This is a genomic window from Pseudomonas sp. Irchel 3F6 (assembly GCF_900187595.1).
In the GTDB taxonomy this organism is placed as follows: Bacteria; Pseudomonadota; Gammaproteobacteria; order Pseudomonadales; family Pseudomonadaceae; genus Aquipseudomonas; species Aquipseudomonas siliginis.
The window spans coordinates 435,561-454,824 of record NZ_FYDP01000001.1 but is presented as its reverse complement, the minus strand read 5'-3'; the positions used below and the strand labels follow the sequence as shown (position 1 = coordinate 454,824).

20 protein-coding genes and 1 pseudogene are annotated in these 19,264 nt (G+C 55.2%); 7 read left to right on the top strand and 14 right to left on the bottom strand.

Annotated features, from left to right (window positions below):
* The first annotated feature begins 31 nt into the window (after positions 1-31).
* Both CKW30_RS02075 and CKW30_RS02070 read left to right on the top strand, forming a co-directional pair.
* Positions 32-1,036, top strand: a complete 1,005-nt coding sequence (locus CKW30_RS02075; RefSeq protein WP_095179683.1) for a saccharopine dehydrogenase — start codon at positions 32-34, stop codon at positions 1,034-1,036.
* Between the two features lie 86 nt (positions 1,037-1,122).
* The gene (locus CKW30_RS02070; RefSeq protein WP_095179682.1) at positions 1,123-1,680 is read left to right on the top strand and encodes a GNAT family N-acetyltransferase; all 558 of its coding nucleotides are present in this window, start codon (positions 1,123-1,125) and stop codon (positions 1,678-1,680) included.
* 39 nt (positions 1,681-1,719) lie between these two features.
* Here the strand turns inward: CKW30_RS02070 and CKW30_RS02065 are convergent, their stop codons facing one another.
* The 3 genes and pseudogenes from CKW30_RS02065 to CKW30_RS02055 form a co-directional block, all read right to left on the bottom strand.
* A complete protein-coding gene (locus tag CKW30_RS02065; protein ID WP_095179681.1) occupies positions 1,720-2,292 on the bottom strand; it encodes a hypothetical protein in 573 nt (190 codons plus the stop codon).
* Between the two features lie 102 nt (positions 2,293-2,394).
* A pseudogene (locus CKW30_RS02060) lies at positions 2,395-2,606 on the bottom strand (hypothetical protein); the annotation flags it as partial.
* Positions 2,593-3,915 (bottom strand): APC family permease, encoded by a 1,323-nt coding sequence (locus tag CKW30_RS02055; RefSeq protein WP_095179680.1) that lies wholly within the window; start codon positions 3,913-3,915, stop codon positions 2,593-2,595. The gene CKW30_RS02055 and the pseudogene CKW30_RS02060, both read right to left, overlap by 14 nt.
* A gap of 547 nt (positions 3,916-4,462) precedes the next feature.
* On the opposite strand from CKW30_RS02055, the gene CKW30_RS02050 reads away from it, so the two are divergent.
* Positions 4,463-4,825 (top strand): DUF6124 family protein, encoded by a 363-nt coding sequence (locus tag CKW30_RS02050; protein WP_095179679.1) that lies wholly within the window; start codon positions 4,463-4,465, stop codon positions 4,823-4,825.
* A 170-nt stretch (positions 4,826-4,995) separates the two neighbouring features.
* Here CKW30_RS02050 and CKW30_RS02045 read toward each other — a convergent pair whose 3' ends face one another.
* From CKW30_RS02045 to CKW30_RS02035, 3 genes are all read right to left on the bottom strand, one after another.
* Positions 4,996-6,132, bottom strand: a complete 1,137-nt coding sequence (locus CKW30_RS02045; protein WP_095179678.1) for a nickel/cobalt efflux protein RcnA — start codon at positions 6,130-6,132, stop codon at positions 4,996-4,998.
* Positions 6,133-6,139: 7 nt separating this feature from the next.
* Positions 6,140-6,439, bottom strand: coding sequence for a metal-sensing transcriptional repressor (locus tag CKW30_RS02040; protein WP_016774379.1), 300 nt, complete (start codon positions 6,437-6,439; stop codon positions 6,140-6,142).
* 375 nt (positions 6,440-6,814) lie between these two features.
* Positions 6,815-7,789, bottom strand: coding sequence for an AraC family transcriptional regulator (locus CKW30_RS02035; protein ID WP_256584127.1), 975 nt, complete (start codon positions 7,787-7,789; stop codon positions 6,815-6,817).
* A gap of 150 nt (positions 7,790-7,939) precedes the next feature.
* Here CKW30_RS02035 and CKW30_RS02030 point away from each other — a divergent pair, with 150 nt between their 5' ends.
* Entirely contained in the window at positions 7,940-9,250 is a 1,311-nt protein-coding gene (locus CKW30_RS02030; protein WP_095179676.1) for an NTP/NDP exchange transporter, read from the top strand.
* 165 nt (positions 9,251-9,415) lie between these two features.
* Positions 9,416-10,318: a bestrophin family protein gene (locus CKW30_RS02025; RefSeq protein ID WP_056784990.1), complete on the top strand. Its 903-nt coding sequence runs from the start codon at positions 9,416-9,418 to the stop codon at positions 10,316-10,318.
* A gap of 43 nt (positions 10,319-10,361) precedes the next feature.
* On the opposite strand, the gene CKW30_RS02020 is transcribed toward CKW30_RS02025, so the two are convergent.
* Positions 10,362-10,661 carry a hypothetical protein gene (locus CKW30_RS02020; protein ID WP_056784988.1) on the bottom strand — a complete coding sequence of 100 codons (300 nt, stop codon included), beginning with the start codon at positions 10,659-10,661 and terminating at the stop codon, positions 10,362-10,364.
* A 110-nt stretch (positions 10,662-10,771) separates the two neighbouring features.
* Between CKW30_RS02020 and CKW30_RS02015 the strand changes: the two genes are divergently transcribed.
* Positions 10,772-11,383, top strand: a complete 612-nt coding sequence (locus tag CKW30_RS02015; protein WP_056784986.1) for a transferase — start codon at positions 10,772-10,774, stop codon at positions 11,381-11,383.
* Positions 11,384-11,500: 117 nt separating this feature from the next.
* Here the strand turns inward: CKW30_RS02015 and CKW30_RS02010 are convergent, their stop codons facing one another.
* The 6 genes from CKW30_RS02010 to CKW30_RS01985 form a co-directional block, all read right to left on the bottom strand.
* Positions 11,501-11,956 (bottom strand): hypothetical protein, encoded by a 456-nt coding sequence (locus CKW30_RS02010; RefSeq protein WP_056784984.1) that lies wholly within the window; start codon positions 11,954-11,956, stop codon positions 11,501-11,503.
* Positions 11,957-12,069: 113 nt separating this feature from the next.
* Positions 12,070-12,246 (bottom strand): hypothetical protein, encoded by a 177-nt coding sequence (locus CKW30_RS02005; RefSeq protein ID WP_177434184.1) that lies wholly within the window; start codon positions 12,244-12,246, stop codon positions 12,070-12,072.
* Between the two features lie 1,057 nt (positions 12,247-13,303).
* Entirely contained in the window at positions 13,304-14,305 is a 1,002-nt protein-coding gene (locus tag CKW30_RS02000) for a hypothetical protein (RefSeq protein WP_143497842.1), read from the bottom strand.
* 126 nt (positions 14,306-14,431) lie between these two features.
* Positions 14,432-15,604: a hypothetical protein gene (locus CKW30_RS01995; protein ID WP_056784979.1), complete on the bottom strand. Its 1,173-nt coding sequence runs from the start codon at positions 15,602-15,604 to the stop codon at positions 14,432-14,434.
* A 341-nt stretch (positions 15,605-15,945) separates the two neighbouring features.
* Complete coding sequence (locus CKW30_RS01990; RefSeq protein WP_056784976.1) at positions 15,946-16,701, bottom strand: bifunctional 2-polyprenyl-6-hydroxyphenol methylase/3-demethylubiquinol 3-O-methyltransferase UbiG; 756 nt, start codon at positions 16,699-16,701, stop codon at positions 15,946-15,948.
* A 46-nt stretch (positions 16,702-16,747) separates the two neighbouring features.
* Entirely contained in the window at positions 16,748-17,545 is a 798-nt protein-coding gene (locus CKW30_RS01985; RefSeq protein ID WP_218192293.1) for a glutathione S-transferase family protein, read from the bottom strand.
* A gap of 30 nt (positions 17,546-17,575) precedes the next feature.
* On the opposite strand from CKW30_RS01985, the gene CKW30_RS01980 reads away from it, so the two are divergent.
* Positions 17,576-18,589 (top strand): AraC family transcriptional regulator, encoded by a 1,014-nt coding sequence (locus tag CKW30_RS01980; RefSeq protein WP_095179674.1) that lies wholly within the window; start codon positions 17,576-17,578, stop codon positions 18,587-18,589.
* A gap of 51 nt (positions 18,590-18,640) precedes the next feature.
* Here the strand turns inward: CKW30_RS01980 and CKW30_RS01975 are convergent, their stop codons facing one another.
* Complete coding sequence (locus tag CKW30_RS01975; protein ID WP_095179673.1) at positions 18,641-19,039, bottom strand: hypothetical protein; 399 nt, start codon at positions 19,037-19,039, stop codon at positions 18,641-18,643.
* Between the last annotated feature and the right edge of the window lie 225 nt (positions 19,040-19,264).

The following is a 19,264-nucleotide window of genomic DNA, read 5'->3' as shown; positions in this document are numbered from 1 at the left end:
CGTTTCAATCCAGGAAAAATGAGGAGGATTCATGCCACTTCATCCCATTCTGTTCATGGGCGGCTCCGGCGCCATCGGCCACCAGACGGCCCGCGCATTGCGCGTGGCGCATCCCGACGTCCCCTTGCTGATCGGCGGACGCGACCTCGCCAAGGCTGAGCAAACCGCCGAGCAAATCGGCAATGCCCAGGGTGTGGTCATCGATGCTCGCGCAGATGATCTGGGGCTGGGTGATCGCCCGGTCAGCGCCATCGCCCTGTTCTACATGGATCATGCCCTCGCCGGGCTGCGCTTTGCGCAAAAGCGCAAGGTGCCGCACCTGAGCATCTCTTCCGGCGTGTTCGAAATCGCCCCGCAAATCGCCAGTTTCATTCACTCGCCCGACGCGGCGCCCATTGTCCTCGGCTATGAATGGATGGTCGGCGCCACCACGGTAGCGACGCTGCACATCGCCCAGGCATTCGCCCGCGTGCACGACATCCGCATTCATGCACTGGTCGACGAACAGGACGGCGGCGGCCCGACCGTGGCCGTCGATTTCGAACACCTGAACAAAATGCTGCCCGCCGCGCTGACCCGCCGTGACGGCGAATTCATCTGGCGTGAAGGCGACGACGCCAAGGTCAGCTTCCGCGCCGTCGACGGCACGACCCTACAGGGCGCCGGCTTTTCCTCCATCGACGTGACAGGCCTGGCCGCCGCCACCGACGCCCCTAACGTCGAATTCAACCTCGCCAGCGGCGTCAGCTCGACCCGGCGTCAGGGTCAGCCGATGTCGACGGAAATACTCATTGAACTCGAAGGCACGGATCTCGATGGCCAGCCATTGCGCACCCGCCACGCCGTAGTTCACCGCGCAGGTGCAGCGGCGTTGACCGGGCTCAGCGTGGCCATGCTGCTGGAGCGACTGGTTGGGCTGGATGGGCAAGCGCAGGTAAGGCCGGGGCTGTATTTTCCCTATCAGTTGCTGGAGGCACAGGTGTTTTTGCAGCGGTTGAGAGAGGACGGTGGGGAGTTGATCGAACTACTTGAGTGAGACGGCGCACAGGTCACTCGACACTTGAACTGCTCGTTTGAGAGAGTACCGGTGCTGCCCGCCACTGCTCGCAAGGATTGATTGCCATGGATTGCATCCCCACGCTTTACACCCGCCGCTTGATCCTCACGCCGCTGCAACTGAGTGATGCAGCGGCGGTGCAACAATTGTTTCCGCAATGGGAGGTCGTGCGCTATCTCGACAGCCGCGTTCCGTGGCCGTATCCGGACGACGGCGCGCTTGTTTACGTCCGCGATGTCGCGCTGCCCGCGATGGCTGCCGCAAAGGAATGGCACTGGATGATCCGCACCCGCGTTCAGCCCGAGAGCTGCATCGGCAGTATCAGCCTGTTTGATCAACCGGGTAACCATCGAGGCTTCTGGCTCGCCCCACAGTTTCAGGGCAACGGCTACATGCGCGAGGCCTGCAAGGTGATCAGTGCCTACTGGTTCGATACGTTGATGCGCCCATTGATGCAGGTGCCCAAGGCCGCCGCCAACCGCGCTTCGCGCAAGATTTCCGAAGATGAAGGCATGCGGATGGCTGAAACACGGGACGGCCAGTTTGTGTCGGGGCCGATGCCGGTGGAGGTGTGGGAGATCACGCGCAGCGAATGGCTTGCTGCGCAGACTCAGGACTGCTGAGTTTGACGCCGCGACAGACCCTGCTCGCGGGGTTTTCAGTCATTCCTTCACCTGTTGCGCCTGTGGCATCGGATAGATAACTTGCCGGGAATCCAGATTGCGAATCTCGGATTCGATGGTGATGGTTGATATCTCACGTCCTGGAGGTCCGCTGATGGAGTTGCTGGTTGAGAAATCCACTACGTAACGCTGACCGGCGCGGAACTCGACATCGCGCGCACCGAAGCCGCATTTGGCACCGCCCGTACCCAGCCCGTTCATCGAAACCCAGCACCAACCCAATGAGTGCTTCCCGGGCGTAAGGCGTAGCGCCTGCTTACCGGAAACATCGAGAATTGACGCACGACCGGCGCCCGGCAACGGTTGGCCATCCACTTGCGTGGCCAGCAGCAGTCGGTGAAAAGGCACACCGATAGCGCGAAATTGAGTGGTCGCGAAGTACACAAGCGCAGCGTCGGGAGCGTTATTGGAAAGATCATAAGGCGTCATCGATTCCGGCGCCCATTCGCCCTGGTAATCCTTGTAGTGATAGTTGGAGCAGGCGGTGGTGAAAATGGCTGCCAGCAGAACAGCGGATAGCTTGAGTTGTGAATTGAAAAACGACGAACGCATTGTTCTTCCTTGTTGAGATACCTACGGCCGCTTCGTCAACAGCGGCCGTCTCCGGCGAAAAGTGATACCACTATGCTATCACTCTCATTATCTCAGAGCATCTATCAGCGTGTAGGTCAGCGTGCCCAGAACATCGGGTGGGTCAGCGCAATGAACGTCAGAATCGCTGCGAGCGCGGTCAATAACACTGGCCGCGCCCGTTGCACTGTCGACTCGACCACGGCATGGAATGGCACCAGCCCTTCCTGCTCGTTGTGATGGATCAGCAGCGTCGGCACCACACCGATCGAGCCTGACAACCTAACCAGCCTTACTGATCGCGGAAAATCTGATGCGAGAACAGCCATGCAGCAACATCCCGACAATGATCAACGCCCCCGCCCGCAACCACGTTTCCCAACCCTGCTGACTGAGCAGCACCAGACACGAAACGATCGCAAGCACCGGAACGAAGGTCGGCACGCGAAAGTGGTCCTCCTCCACCCTGTCACGACGAAGAACCAGCACCGCCACATTGGTACTCAGAAAAACGAACAGCAACAGCAAGACCACCGTCTCTGCCAGCGTTGCCAGCGTCCCTGTAAGTGTCAGGGCAATGGCGACCAAGGTCGTTGCGACAATGGCAGCCCACGGAGTTTTTCGCTGAGGCAGCACCGCACCCAAAACACCCGGCAACAGCCCCAGATTCGCCATGCCATAGGTCAATCGGCTGGCCATGATCATGGTTAACAACGCACCGTTGGCCACAGCGATCAGCGCAATGAAAGAGAAAAGCGCCGGCGGGATTGCGAGGGTCGATGCGCGGACAACTTCGAGCAAAGGCGCCGACGTGGCCACCAACTTCTCGGTAGGCAACACCGAAGAAGCCGCCACACCCACCGCCATGTAAACCACGCCAGCGGTGAGCAAAGCCGCGAACAAGGCGCGCGGGTAGACCTTGCGCACGTCCTTGATTTCCTCGGCCAGATTGGCCGAAGTTTCGAACCCGACGAAGGAATAGAACGCCAACAATGCCGCCCCCAGCACCGCCAGCACGGGACTGACGCCCGGTTTGAACGTGAGCGTCCGCCCCAGATCCGCATCGCCTGTACGGAAATACCAGACCGCAGCCACGATCACCAGAATCAACCCGGACAGTTCAATCACGGTCATCACCAGGTTTGCCCCAAGCGACTCCTTGATCCCCCGCGCATTGAGCAGGCCGATAGCCAGAAGAAACACCAGCGCTGCAATCTGCGGCGATACGTCGACGAAGGCGTTCAAGTAATCACCGGCAAACGCCAGCGACAAACCCGCTGCACTGGTGACCGCAGCCGCCAGCATGCAAAAACCGACCAGGAAGGAAATGAGCGGTGACTTGAAGGCCTTTTCCGCGAACACCGAAGCCGCGCCGGCGTGGGGATATTTGGTCACCAGCTCCGCGTAGGAACCCGCCGTCAACATGGCGAAGAACAATGCGATCAGCAGCGGCACCCAAATCGCGCCGCCCACCTCCCCCGCGATCGTTCCGGCGAGTGCGTAAACGCCCGCCCCCAGAACATCGCCGAGAATAAACAGAAACAGCATCGGGAAAGTGATAGCCCGGCGCAGAGAAGTTTTATCAGTGGGAGCCGTCACGGTCATTCCTTGATTCAGGTGGGTAGGAGCTGGAGGGTTGTCACCTCAAACAATGGAAATGGCGCCGAAAGCAAAGTTCAAAATGTGTGACCGCCCGACTGGCACGACGCTGTAAACGTTGCCAACTCGACACCTGTGGGAGCGAGCCTGCTCGCGAAGACCCCAGCCCGATCAACACGAAACCTCAGCCAAAACCAATTCCCTAAACACCCCGTTTAAAACCGACATCCAGACTGTTCCAGCAAGCTACAACGCCTTGCGCCATTGCCTACGACTACGCCAGAATCCGCCGGCTTGTGCGCCTCGGGCCGGGGGCTCTATCGTTGGCCGGTCACTGAAAAACAGTGATCGGGTTTGGTAGCCCGCTTTCCACATGGCGCATAACGTCATCGTATGCAGATGCTTTCGCATCGGTTTTATGGTGGCCATGCGCAGGGCGTTTTCGAGCGCGCCGGTTTTTCCATGTGGGCCGGTCTACCAACCTTCGTATGGCCACCACCCTTCGTTTGGTAGCGAGAGTGATGGCTCCCTTGGTCACATATGGAGCTTCACTATGTTCAAAGTCACGCCAAACCCGCCACAGTCGGACGCAACATCACCCTACGAATCCCTCGACTCAAAAAAACTCCACGAAGCTGCCGACCGCGCCCTCGACCACTACCTCAAACCCAGCGACACCATCAAAACCACGCCCTACCAGACCAGCAGCATGTTCCTCGCCAACCCGAAAACCGCCACTGAAGAACTGCTGGTCAACGCCAGCGAATCGCTGGGCTCGGCTTCGGTGATGTTGAGTGATGTGATCGGGATGGTTGAAGGATCTGCTCGCAAGACACTGCAAGGTATCGCGCAGGTAGTGATGCTCGGCGAGCTCGCGGTTAATCAGGCGTTGGATAACGTCGTGCCGGTCGAGTAATTCTGCGGATGCAGGCGTTCGCTAATGCCTCGCCCCCATCGCGGGCTCCTCGATAGCCAAGCCTTGCGCTGGGCTTTTTGCTCGTCAGTGGCAGTGGTAGTCGTTGTCGTTGGTTTTATGGTTGCGATGGCAACCCTTTGCATCAGTGCCACCGCTGTGCGCAAACGGCCTTATGCGCTCAGGCCAATCCAGCCATGAAAGCCGACATACAGGCCAACGCCAATGATCAGCACGCTGGACAGGTAAGGAGCGCGGCGCGCTACGGTTCCCAGCCACGGCCAGCGATTGGAAGCCTGTCTGGCACCAATGGCCGCAGCGGCACCGACAGTGACCAAAGTCAGCGCCAGGCCGATACTGAAACACAGGACGAGCATGCCGCCGAGCGCGACCTCTTTGACTTGCAGGCACAGTAACAGGACAGTGATGGCAGCCGGACAAGGAATCAGGCCGCCAGTCAGCCCGAACATGACGATCTGACCCGTGGTCACTTCGCGGTTGGTGAAGCGCTTACGGATGTCGTTGGCATGAGCACGTTCGTGCGCATCCTGATAGCCATCAATCGACAGCTCCAGGCCTTCGAGTTCGGAATGCGCATGCCCGTGATCATGCTCCTGGAACGTCAGGTCGTAATCATGCGAATGCCCGGCATGTCCAAGGCTCAAGCGAGCGCTGAACTCGTGCGGTTCCGGAATATCCACCGTCGACTGCAGAAAGCCTTCGCGCTCGACGAACGCGAACGATTGGCTGCTGCCGTCCGGACGCGTCGTGGTCAGGCGAACATCCGAGGCTGCCCAGGCGTGTCCGCTCAAGGTCTTCAGGCGCCAGTGCGGTGGCATGCCTTCCTCGAAGATCGACAGTTCAACACGGCCATGGCCGGTATCTATTCGGTGCGTTTCATCATGATGACCATGGTCGTGTTCGCCGTGATGGTGATCATCGCTTTGCTCGAACTTGAACATCTGCTCACCGCGCCAGGTACGCCACAGCATCCACAGGGCAATCGCGATGATCAGTGCAGAGGAAGCAAGCTGGAAATACGGCTCAGTGGTTTGAGCATCCAGGCCTTTGCCCAGGTACATGCCGCCGATGGCGACCAGCCACACCACGGCGGTGTGCGAAAGCGTTGCGGCCAACCCCAACAAAACAGCCTGTTTGACCGAGCCACGGATGGCCACGATGAAGGCCGCCATAATGGTTTTCGAATGGCCTGGCTCCAGGCCATGCAAGGCGCCGAGCAGAATCGCGCTCGGGAAATACAGCCAGGCGTGAGCCCCGCCTTGCTGCAACAGTTCAGCGAAATCGGGCATGTCAGACCTAAAGGTACTTGGTGATTTGTTTGAAGGCTTCCAGCGGTGCGCGCTCGCCATTGCCTAGCGCCGAAACGGTATCTTCGAGGCAGTGGTCGATGTGATCCTGGATGAGCGTGCGTTTAGCCTGGCAGATCGCTTTCTCGACCGCATGAAGCTGCTGGGCGATATCCACGCACTGACGCCCTTCTTCGATCATGGTGATGATGCCGCGCAAATGCCCGTCCGCCCGTTTGAGGCGTTTGATGATCGCCTCATGACTTTGGTGGGTGTGGGGATGGCTGTGGTCGTGTTCGTGTTCACTCATGAGTTGAGTCTCAGGGCTCGATGAATTACGCTGGCATCGTATCCCCCCAGGGGGGATTAGGCAAATCGCTTGAGCGCCCTGTCGACGAGTTGAAACCTTTAACACCATGTACAGCAAAGCACTGACAACGACGGCAGTAATCGCGCTTGCTCTCGCCATGTTCATGGCCTGGGCCGGGCATACCTATTCGTTGCCAGTCACCTCGGGGCAGCCAGCCTGGGAGATCGCTCAGGACGTCCACCATTCTCACGGCGAAGAGTCGTCATCCAGCCACGACCGGCGATTACCTGAGCGTCAAACAGTAGTCCGGAACACATGGAAAACGAGGCCGCAAATGCGGCCTCGTTTTTTTCTGCGCGAAGAAAAATGCTGGATTCAAATCCCGCAAATGTCCGTGCGCAACCGCCAGGCGTCTTTCGCTGGTGGCATGCCGAACAGACGGGCGTAGTCCCGACTGAACTGCGAGGGGCTTTCATAACCGACCGTATATCCCGCCTCTGCGGCATCGACCGCTTCGGTGACCATCAGCCGGCGTGCTTCCTGTAGCCGCAACTGGTTACGAAACTCCAGCGGGCTCATCGAGGTGATCGCCTTGAAATGCGCATGAAACGAAGAACGGCTCATGCCGGCGACTTCGACGAGTTCATCTATCCGACACGCTTCGTTGTAGTGGCTGCGCAGCCAGGCAATAGCCTTGGCGATCTGGTTCAAGCGGCTGTCTGCTTGTGCCATCTGCCTGATGATGCTGTTGCCGTTTTCGGTGAGAAGGCGATAAAGCATTTCGCGAATCACCAGCGGAGCGAGCGCTTCGATATCCCGTGGCCTGTCGAGCAGCCCGGCTAACCGAACCGCTGCATCCAGCAGTTCTGGAGTCGTATCGTTGAGCGTAATGCCTGCCGGCGGTGCACTGACGCTCTCTTCTCTAAGCGGATGGCGCAGCGCAAGTTCACTCAACACAGCGGTATCGAGATCCAGCGCCAGGCACAGATAGGGAACAGCCTCACTCGCCTCGATGACCGAGCCCATCACCGGAAGGTCTACCGATGCAATCAGGTACTTGGCCGGATCGTAAACATAGACGGTAGTACCCAGCATCGCTTGTTTACGTCCCTGGGCGACAAGGCAGAGTGTCGGCTCGTACACCACCGGCATAGGCATCGTGGGCGTAGCCGAACGAATCAGGCTGACACCCGGAATCGCGGTGCTGTGGATGCCGTCATTCCGGGCGTGACGACCAACGATATCGATAAGCTTGGAAAGGGAATTCAAACACAACTCCATAACGTGGGGATTCGGCGGTTGGGCATCTGGTATCGGATGATCAAGCAAGAAATCAGGACGATCCTGCAACAGCCCTCCTCCCCGCCGGCCGCTGCCGATCGCTCGAATTCGGCCACACTGTGGCAACTCTCCGAGCGACTGACCGGCGTCACCTACCGCTGACCGCCCGGCACGGGCAGGACCCGTGCCATTGCCCCGCCACTCCCACAGGAGCGCAACATGGATATGTCTCTTCTCGCCCACCGCGCCGGCGCCATCATCAATGCCGAGGCTCACGAGCTGCGCCCTGCGCTCAACGGTTTTCTGCTGTTCGTTTGCCTGTTCGCCGGCTATTTCATGCTCCGTCCGATCCGCGAATCGATGGGCATCACTGCCGGCGTCGAGAACTTGCAGTGGCTGTTCACCGCGACCTTCCTGGTCATGCTGGCGGCCGTTCCGCTGTTCGCCTGGCTCAGCGCAGGCGTGCCGCGCCTGCATTTCGTGGACTGGGTGTACGGATTTTTCTGCGCCAACCTGCTGTTGTTCGCCGTCTTGTTCCTGGGCGAGGAAAGCCCTTGGCTGGCGCGCGTGTTTTACGTGTGGATATCGGTCTACAACCTGTTTGTCGTATCGGTCGCCTGGAGCCTGATGGCCGATGTATTCGACAGTGCCCAGGCCAAACGTCTGTTCGCGTTCATCGCGGCGGGCGCCAGCGTCGGCGGCCTGAGTGGCCCTGCGCTGAGCGCCCTGCTGATCGGTCCACTGGGTGAGTCCGGCCTGATGCTGCTGGCCGCTGTTCTGCTGGCCGCTGCGATGTGGTTCAAGCGCCAGCTGATGCGCTGGCGTGAACGGGGTGGCGCAGGACGCCCCGATGCCGCGCCGAGCGAAAGCCCTCGCAGGCCGTTGCCCGGCAATCCGTTCAGCGGTATGACGGCCGTTCTGAAATCACCCTATCTGCTCGGCATCTGCGGTTTTGTGGTGCTGCTGGCGACAGTCTCCACCTTCCTTTACTTCGAGCAGGCACGCGTCGTCGCCGAACACTTCCCGGACCGCGAGGCGCAGGTGCGCGTGTTCGGCATCATCGACTTTGTCGTGCAGGCGGGCGCCCTGCTCTGTCAGCTGTTCATCACAGGGCGCCTCGCGCAAAAACTAGGTGTCGGCGTGCTGTTGGCCATGGTGCCGCTGGTCATGTGCGCGGGGTTTATCGGGCTGATCTTCGCGCCCAGCTTTGGCCTGATCGCCGCGCTGATGATCGTGCGTCGCATCGGTGAATACGCCTTCGTGCGCCCAGGCCGAGAGATGCTGTTTGCCCCGCTCGATGCCGAAAGCAAGTACAAGGCGAAGAACTTCATCGACACCGTGGTCTACCGCGCCGGCGATGCCATCAGTGCCTGGGCGAAAAGCGCGCTGGACGCCCTCAGCCAAGGTGCAGGCGTGGCGGCGCTGGTCGGCGCGTTGTGTGCACTGCTGTGGGGGCTGCTGGGGTGGCGGCTCGGCGAGCGGGCGGACCGCCGAGCCAGTGTGGCGGGAGCGCGGCAAAACCCAGCGTAGCGCGGTCGAATCGAGAGACGAGGATTTTTCTCGAAAGCATTCGCCCTGCACAGGGCCAGACTTTGCAGACTGACTGACGGCTGACCGCCCCACCAGGGAACTGCGGGTGCCTGGCATCGTCCGAGCTTAAGCGTTTAAGCAAACTGCTCGCCACGAGGTTTCCGTTTGAAAGCTGCCATCGTCAAAAAATACCGTCTGATCATCAAGACCCTGGGTTACGTGGGCTGGTCTTTGTTCTGGTTGCTGCTCTGGGACATCGCCGTCACCGTCGACTTCATGCTATTTCTCAACGCCAAGCTGAACCTGCCGTTGATGCCGCTGACCTTGCTCGGTTCGGCGTTGATCGTGTTGATCAGTTTTCGCAACAGCAGCGCTTACAACCGCTGGTGGGAGGCGCGGACGCTGTGGGGGTCGATGATCAACAATTCCCGCAGCTTTGCCAGGCAGGTGCTGACGCTGCTGGACGACGCTGGTGGCGAGGTGAATCCGGTCAAATCCACGCTGTTGCGCCGCCACGTCGCTTACGTAAATTGCCTCGCCGCGCACCTGCAAGGCCAGCCATGTCCCGACGAGGTGCGGGCATTTATTCCCGCCGAAGAATTCGCCCGCAGTGGCACAACCAATAACTTTGCCAACGATATCCTCACCGGCTCGGCGACTCTGCTCGCTCGCGAATACAAGGCCGGGCATCTGGACAGTATTCGCCTGGCGCGGCTTGAGTCGACGCTGGTGGATCTGTCCAACAGCCAAGGCGGCATGGAGCGGATCGCCAACACCCCGCTGCCCTACCCTTATGTGTATTTCCCACGGCTGTTCATTTCGCTGTTCTGCCTGATCGTCCCGATAGGTCTGGTGGAATCCCTCGGCTGGTTCACGCCGCTGGCGTCGACTGTGGTCGGGTTCATGCTGCTGGCCATCGAGCGCATCGGCACCGATCTGCAAAGCCCGTTTCGCCACAGCGAACACCAGATTCAGATGGAAGCGCTGTGCGAAACCATTGAAAAGAACTTGCAGTCGATGCAGCGTGATTCCTTGGGGGATGTGCGCAGGGTTGAAGAGCACGCTTGAGGCGCTGCTTTAGCAGCAGCGCTTTTCATCAGCTGCGGAGCGGCTATTGACGAGTGTCCGCCTCCTCGGCCGGGTAAAACTCGCCCTGCTTGCCCATTTCTTCCAGTCGTTCGCGCGCTACCGCCTCAACACGGGCCACTGCATCTCGATCGTCAGGGTCAACCAACTGCAAGCACAGGCGTCGGACATTCTGATCATGGGTTCCCTCGCTGAGCATTTCGTGGGTGAAGACTTGTTCAGCACGCCATAGGCATAACTGGGTATGGGTCCCGCCGAGCCATATCTCGTTGATTGATCCAAGATCAGTGGTTGTCAGTTGATCCACGGTGATTGTCTTATCCATTGCGCCGTACCTTGAAAATGCTTGTACAGGTACGACTGGCAGGCATAGCGAGTCGTTCAAGTTGTCGACAGTCCACCCACGCCCCACTCTCACTTGTTCGGAAAATTCTTATGAAATCGCCAAAAATCGAAGATTACATCGCTCAATGGCCATTACTGGGCGTGGACTCCGCTGCCCCTTGGGCGGTGGTTCAGGATTGCGAGAGCCGGATTCTGGAATTGCTTGAAACGCTCGGCCCGGGATACCGGCGCCACGACTATTGTGCGATCCATGAAACCGCCATCGTTGAGCGAGGCGCCGTTCTCAAAGGCGCAATCATCATCGGCGCGGGCTGTTTCGTAGCAGCGGGCGCTTATCTACGGGGAGGTGTATTCCTCGGCAAAAACTGCATCGTTGGCCCCAGCTGTGAGCTGAAAAGTACCTTCATGCTCGATGGCAGCAAGCTTGCCCACTTCAACTTCGTCGGCGATTCATTGATTGGCGAAGCGGTAAATATTGAAGCCGGCGCGATCATCGCCAACTACCGTAACGAACTGGACGGAGCCGATATCAAGATCCGCCACGAAGATCAGGTGATCGAAACAGGCGTCAGCAAATTCGGAGCTCTGGTGGGTGACGGCTGCAAGATTGGCGCAAACGCCGTGATTGCTCCTGGCGCTTTGTTGCGGCCCGATACGCGTGTTCCTCGCTTGGGGTTGATTAATCAGTTTGCTTACGATTAAAACGAAATGTGTACTCAGGAATTGAATCGCCGTCGCGCGGGGCTGTCCAACTCAGCAAATCTCCCATACGAAAAGCCCGCAAAGCGGGCTTCTTCAGGCATCGACCAAGCATGCCGCTTACTTGTTCCTCAACAACACATAAGTCTCACCGCCCTTGCGGTCATGCTGAAGAATGAAGTTGTTGTCCTGAATACGCACCTTCGACGGCACACGATCAGCGACCGGCGTTTGCGAGTAAATCTGCGCGGCACTCAGCAATTGTCGGGTCAGGCTGTCATCCGACTGACTGGCAGTAGCGACGACGCATTCCTTTTCGGAGAGTTGCACGGAAAGATTTTTGTCTGCGGTGAAGCCGATGCGCGTGAAGCCCATGCCCACAAGCTCGGTAATGCCGTTCCTCTTGGCCGCTTCAGCCGAGCCGGCGAACGACGGGGCGGTTTTCAGACAAATGTCGATAAAAGCTTCAATGGCTTTGGAGGTGACAGGTGTCGGTGCGGTTGGCGTTGCGGTGGTGCAGCTGGCGAGCACGAACAGGCTGGACAAAGCCAGTGTGCGGAACAACGTATTGGACATGACGCGGGAATCCTTCCATTTGAAATTCGCAATGCAGCCGTCTGGCTGAAACCGCCGGACCGGGCGGCGTGCATGATAAATGAAAAACGCGATACTAGGCCCACCCCTGCAGCTTACTGTTCGCTTGTCAGATCACCTTTGAGTCCCATGAGACCCGGCGGGCTTGAATAGAGGTTCTCCAGAGCCGATATCTCAGCCAGTTGCTGCGGCGAAAGTGTTTTCTCTTCTTTCTCAAGCTGCTCGCGCATGGGGTCTGCAATATCGCTCGGCAGCGTCTGTTTAAGCGCCACACGCAACAATCCGCCTGCAACAGCCAGTGCTTGGCAAGTAGATAAGGCGCTCTCGGCCGAAACCTGCCCTTCACCGATGGCTGCTTTCGGCCAAATGTAGCCAGTCGAAGGCGTCTAGAAAATTAGGGGACGGCTCGCATCTGCCCTGAAAAAAAACTATAGGGCCTTCCAAACTATCACTCACTGATCCAGAATGGATCTGACTCTTAGAACTGAAGCATGGCCGCCATCTCGAATCCCCGTTTTATCCTACCTATCCTGATAACGCACGTTCGCGACCGAATTAATTGTCGGACTAATAACAAAGGGTTTGTTAAATCCTTCAGGCTGGGCTGAGGCCCTTTCTGGAATCGCTACGTTAGTAGCTCCAATTCTTACTGTCGTACATACATAGGGTGGCACAAGCAAAAGTTTAGAAAGGACGCATACCCCACAAAGAAATTATATATTGCAACGCTCGTATAGATACAATCAACAACGATTCAAATAGCAAATCTACATTTCAATCTTGCCCGGGTATGTTGGCGCCTAGTGACTTGTAAGAAAAGTTTAATCTAGAAAAAGCAGCTCATAAGAACAGCAAACTGAAACTCTATGTTCAATCTCTTGCTTGCGTTAATAGCGAGCTTGGCTTTTGGGGGCTTTATTGACCCGAGACTCAGGCGCTGAGCACGTAAGACTGATGGACTCAATAAACGAATACTTAACGCATCTCCATTACCCTCATAATCATCTAAAAACCTTTACGCTCACTAATCAAACGATGACAGCATTCAGCAATGGAAAGCAAGATTTGTCGACACCAACAAGACCATATTTGGTTTGTTTAATTCAAAAAAGAGAAAAGCATAGTATAGTTTTTTCTAGAATAAATTGATTTCAGATGTACTGCGGTAATGTAAGTTACTGCTTCAAAGTTTTATATAGGCCTGATAGGCCCGTAGCGCGACAAGCCTATTAGGGTGGCTCTTATTTGCAGGGCCGTAGAGCTTAACCCTGAAGGGGCGCCCTCATACATCCCTTTTTATGAAGGTTTCGGACTTGAAAGAGTTTCATCCTAACTAGCTAAAATTCCTTCAAGGTCGGTGTTCGAAAAGATTTGCATAATGACCTCCTTTATTAGCCTTTCGCCAAACTCAACGATAAATTCTTCATGTGAGTCGCTAAAGATAAACTCTCCAATTTTGTTATGAGCAATCGAGCAGCGTATACGGTAAACCCAGTACGCTGTTAAATTCAATATAAAATGGTCGAGTGAACTGCTTGTGCTCTGCGAGATCAACGTTAGCTGCTTTGCTCTGGCGAAAGTATGGTCATTGCCTTGAAGGAAAGTGAGGAGGCTAGCCCATTTGGCCTGGTCAGAAGTTACAGGGTTTCCGTCTTTTGAGTAATCTTGGAATACAGATTCCATGATTTGGATATATGGCGTACAGGTTGCCATGATAGATAGTAGTGCTTGTGAATCGGTAACATAATCTTTAAAAATTCCTTTTAGCGACTCAAGTTCTTTTCTTTGATAATCCTTTACAACAGAACTAAATCCTTCAATGGAGTGTTTCGGTAAGCTTCTGATTTTTGACACAAAAATAACATCAAATAAAAGCTCAAGCTGATGATAGTACTTCAGGAATCGATCAAAGCCATTCGCCGCTGAAATCGCTCTTTCAAGGTCGGCATTGTGACGTATTGTAGGTGTGAACATCTTTCTTGAGATTATTATTTCTGTAATGGTTTTTTTGTATTTGGGGGATCGTTTTTTGTGAGTGAACCCACCCCAGATTGGAGCGGACTCTAAGAAATCTGTAGTGTATTGGGCAATGAAGTCTTTATGAACAAGTAGGTAATGACTTTTAAATGTATGTGACGGACTTAGCCCAAATTGGTCATCGTCGATATCGTGAATAAATGCATTGAGCTTATGAGTGCTCAACTCGTTTACTGAATAAATATCGCCTGGAGCTCCCATTGGGCAAAGAACTCCCAACAGGTTTCCGTGCTCATCATTTATATCAATGTCCTCCTCCGAGTTAATTGAGCATTCTAGCTCAAATACTGGCAAGGCAATAAAATCGTTAATAATAAAATGTTCTTCAGCATTCTATTCAGGACGAAAGTCACTTCCAGCATCTTCAAACAGCCGAATAATCGACTGAATATGTTTCGAAACTGCCATGATGTTCATTGATCACTCCGCCGCAGATGGCCAGCATCTATGCAGCTTTACTTCGCCGTCTTCGCGAAAAAACTCTTTAAATCCCGTTGCTATGAGTTTCCTTGTGGCAAAACCAACGTTAGTTTTCCTTGCATTCAAACCTGACTTCACTGTATTAAAGCTTACGATGCCCAGCGGGTCGGTCACGTCCGCATTCTTAGCGTCTTCAATTAATGAAGCGAGCGCATTGTCAACCCTGTTCTTTTTGCCAAGGTTAATGTATTGAGATATGGCCCCGAAAAAAGCTAGCATTACGTTTTCTGTGCCCAGCCACGGGGCGGCATCTTCCAGAGCATCTCGTTGAAGCTGGAGATTGTCATCGTCTCTTTCTGCAAAAAGCCCATCGAAATCTAGATTAGTATAGTGCTGCCAGCAAAGTTGATCCAGTTCATAAAATATCCGTAGATATTTTATATAGTCTTCGAATTGCTCTGTAAGTTCCTGCTCGGTGGAATCGAAAGCATCTTCATCAATTAAACGCTGTGCTACGAGGTTTTCCTTGTCGGTCTCGTGTTGCGCTGTAATGAAAGCGTGATACGACGAGGCGATATTGTTTAGAGAATACTTGTTTGGTTGAGTTCTCCTTTTTGCGTCTTTCTCTCTGATAATTTCGATCCCTTCAACTTTGTTGACAATAGTTTCTCGGAGCGAAAGAAACAGTAGCTCAACTTGGTGCCTCATGGACATTGCCTTTTGTCCGGAATTAAGCACTATCATTCGATAGATTAACTTACTGATTTCAGGCTCAAGCCAAAACTCCAAAAGAAGCTCTTGATTTTCTTTGAATTGTATTCCCTCTGATTTAATGTCGGAAAGAATAAATGTTCTTTGAAGTCCATCGAGAATGTCTACCACGTCATGCCCAGATAGCAGTCTTTCCAGCACAGCATCATCATCGAAACTTTTGGTGATTTCATCCACGAGATGATGCTTAACGGACAGTGTTATCGATGGGAGCAAAGAACCTTCAATTATATCGTTCTTCAGTCGTTTATAAGCTTTGTGAGTTTCTCTTTTGCGCTGTATAGAGAACTCTCCAAATCGCTCTCCGACAATGTCTAAATAGCGCTCTGGTGATGCCTGGCAGTATATTACGTGAGAGCCACTTTTCAGATCGATCGTTTTTCCGATAACTTTGAATGTCATTGAATGCTCCAAGAAAATTTTTATGCTTTAAATTTTATGCTGTGCTGGGTTATACGTCACTGCGGATGCCCTAAGCGAAATGTGATCTAGCTGCCTCTTGACTTGAGGTTATTTTTCGACACAGAAATCCATTTCGATTGGTGAGTGGTCTCAAGTTCTCAACCCGCAAGGTTCTTGTCAACTAGAAATCAAGATCGGGCTCATGCTGCTGATCGCTGAGTGAACTTAGGCGTGCAATCGCGGCGCCGATCCCTTGAGCCGCGCCCGTAATGACCGCGACTTTAGATATCAGTTTATTGTCCATAAATGATGCTTCCCCTTTGTATCCGTCTCTCAAAACGTCAACTTTTCCGAGCCCAACTCCCAAACATCACATCGCCGACGTAGATGCCCGAAGAGGCTGAACGCTCTTGATCCAGACGTGCCTGCAACGTTTCAATTTCTACCTCTTCTGCACTCGCCACCCCTAACGCAATGATTCGCGGGAAGCACGCTCGAACGATGGCGCCAAGGCTGTACGGCGCATCAGGCGTTTGCATCAGGCACTCAGCGCGCACGCTTTCAACGGTCAAGCCTGCCTGAGTGAAAATGCCGTGCAGGTTGAACCCGATGTGCAAATCCGCTCCTTCGCGAGCAAGCATTTGCTGTAACCAACGTTGCGCTTTTTCATGCAAAGGGAAAGGCTCGACGCTGGCGGGCGCCATCGTCGTATCGTGTTCCTGGAAGATCATGATCCCGCCGGGACGCAGACATCTCGACAGCGCTCGGATCGTCGCCACCGCATCCGGTTGATACATCAGAACGCGCCTGCCGACGATGGCGTCAAAACTGCCGATAGAGTCTGGCAATTCCAAGAGGTCTCCCTCAAGAAAGGTCGGCGCATGTCCTGCGGTGCGCTGGCGTGCAACGGCAATGGCAATGGCAATGGCAGCGGCATCGTGATCAACGCCGATGATCTCCCCGCCTCTTCCCACGAGATCACACAGCAAAAACGAAACATCACCCGAACCGCAACCTACGTCCAGGATTCGCATCCCTTCACCAATGCCCGCATCGATCAGCAAGCGTGTGGTGAAGTCGAGTCGGTTGAGCGGCATTATCAAATTCCCTGAGTTTTGCGAAAAATCATGGCAGGCACATCAGTCATCTGGCCCCCAACAGCGCTTCATCCTTCGCCACCGCACGTTTGTAGGCCTCGCGGCTAGTCAACTTCTGGGCATAGGCGAGAAACGCAGGCCTGGGCGGCAAGGTTTGCAAGCCTAACCCCCAGCCAATGTGGGAGCCAACATAAACGTCTGCAGCGGTGAAGCGTTCCCCGGCGATAAACGGATGCGCCAATACCGCGCGCTCAAGCTGATCGACCGTGCGCTCATAGCTTCCGTAGCCAAAGAAAAACTCCTGATCCGGCGTCGGGTTGAAACTGGCGCGGTAGTTGGTGACCGCCTGCTCCAGCGGCCCCGCAGCGAAAAACATCCACCGGTAATAAGCGGCGCGCTCCGCTGCCATCGGGACCAGCCCGGCTTCGGGAAATGCCTCCGCCAGGTACGCACAGATGGCGGCAGTTTCTGTTATGGTTTGCCCGTTATGCACCAGGGCCGGGATCTTTCCCATCGGGTTCACGTCGCGAAAAAAGCCGACACGCCGATCATCAGCATCGGCCATCGTTGGCACTGCCAGCGCAGCACCGCCCCAACGGTCAGCCTGACTGCTCGACTGGTAATCCATGATCACCGTCTCATACGCGCAGCCGATTTCTTCGAGCATCCAGCGCACCATGCGCCCGCGAGAATTGGGGTTGGTATAGAAAGTCATTGTCATCGTGAGCTCCCTTTGGCTCGGTGTGTTGACGACAATGGTAAAAGCGAAGCGGTATGAGCCTGTGGGCGCCTTCCGCCAGAATACTTGCAGAACGCGCCATTTGCGGCGCATTGCATCACGCATCACCGCTATCCTGCAGTTCGGAGTCTGGAAATGCCGCACCTTCACACCAGCACCGAGCGGTGTAAATTGCCCAGGGTGTTCTGGGAATCAATAGCGCAGCTGGGACTGGATCCCTCGTTGATTGAGCAACATGCTCAACTGCCCCCTGACCTTCATTTGAACGAATCGACCTTTGTCAGCACACAGCAGTTGTTCGCTGTCTGGAACGCCATTGAGGCGCTTTCGGCGGATCCGGCTTTTGCGATAAAAATGGTTCGCGACACGCCCAGTGCGAAGCACAAAATGGCGTTCATCACGGCGTTATATGCTGCTGATTATCGCGACGGACTTGCGCGGTTGGCGCGCTTGCAGCGCCTGTGCAGTCCCGACAAATTATCCATGGTCGAGCGCCAGAACACGGTGTCATTCAAGATTCAGTGGCCATCCGGCACGGGGCCTGCGCCCTATCTTTCAGTGGAGGCGTGTTTTGCCTTGGTACTGGAGCTCGGTCGACGAGGCACCGGAAAACACATCACGCCTATGTCATTGAGCTTGCGGCGGCCAAAGTCACCGCTGGAAACTCATTCGGATTATTTCGCCTGTCCCATCAACTGCGGCGCCAGCCATGACGAGATGATCGTGAGCGCCTCTGATCTTGACCGGCCGTTTCTGCAACACAATGCGCAGGTGCTGCACATGATGAGCCCCGGCCTCGATGCCGCATTACGCGCAATCGAGGCGCCGATTGGCTTCTGTGAACAGGTCATTGAAATATTGAAGCGCACGCTGGCGAACGGACGGCCAAGTTTGCAACACCTCGCCAGAGAACTGTTGCAGAGCGAGCGAACCTTGCAGCGCCGTTTGGCGTCCGAGGGCACGACCTTCAACGCACTGCTCAACGAGGCGAGGCGTCAAGTTGGGTTGCAGCTGCTGGCTGATACGAGCCTGGAGCTCAAAGAGGTGGCGTATCTTCTGGGTTATGACGACGTCAACTCTTACTATCGGGCCTTTCGGCAGGTGGAAAAGGTTACGCCCAGTCAGTGGCGTCGTTCTTTCAATACCTGATATGAACCAGGCGTGAAGCAGCCGCTACCCGCTCTCAAAATGATGTCCGCTCTAGTTGGCGATAAACTTGTTGTTGGTTTTATTCGTCGTACTGTCAACGAACCAAATCGAGCCCCCATCTGTTAACACTTTGCTGCATTCCTTACCGTATTTTTGATAGGCAACGCAGATCACATCCCCCGTAATCACCCAACTTCCTGACTGCATGGACTCGCTGGAGATTTGAATTTGTGCAGTTCCGTCAGCGCTTAATACTTGCGAGAAAGGATAACCAGTGGACGTTACGCTGGAATATTTTCGGCCTATGACCGTAGTTTTTATTTCGCTGCCCGTTAGCTGCTTTGCGGTCGCCGGCGCGTCCGCATGGGCGTCGAGCGCAGCTTGATTACCGGACGAAGCGCAGCCAATCATAAATAGCATGGCAATCGCACAAAAAAGGAGCTTTTTCATAACTATCACCTTTTCGCTTATTGAAGCGCTATAGAAGTACCGGACTTATATTAGACACGGAACGGATCGACAATATATTCGATTACTATAAAGCCAATAGCACTCCCACCTATCCATCCCCAAACTGTAAAGCAATCGTACACAATTCGATTTAGTTCGGTAGCGTCGCCGCCATTCAATTTGCGAACTCACACCATTCAACTTAACCATGTAGTGCTGGCGCCG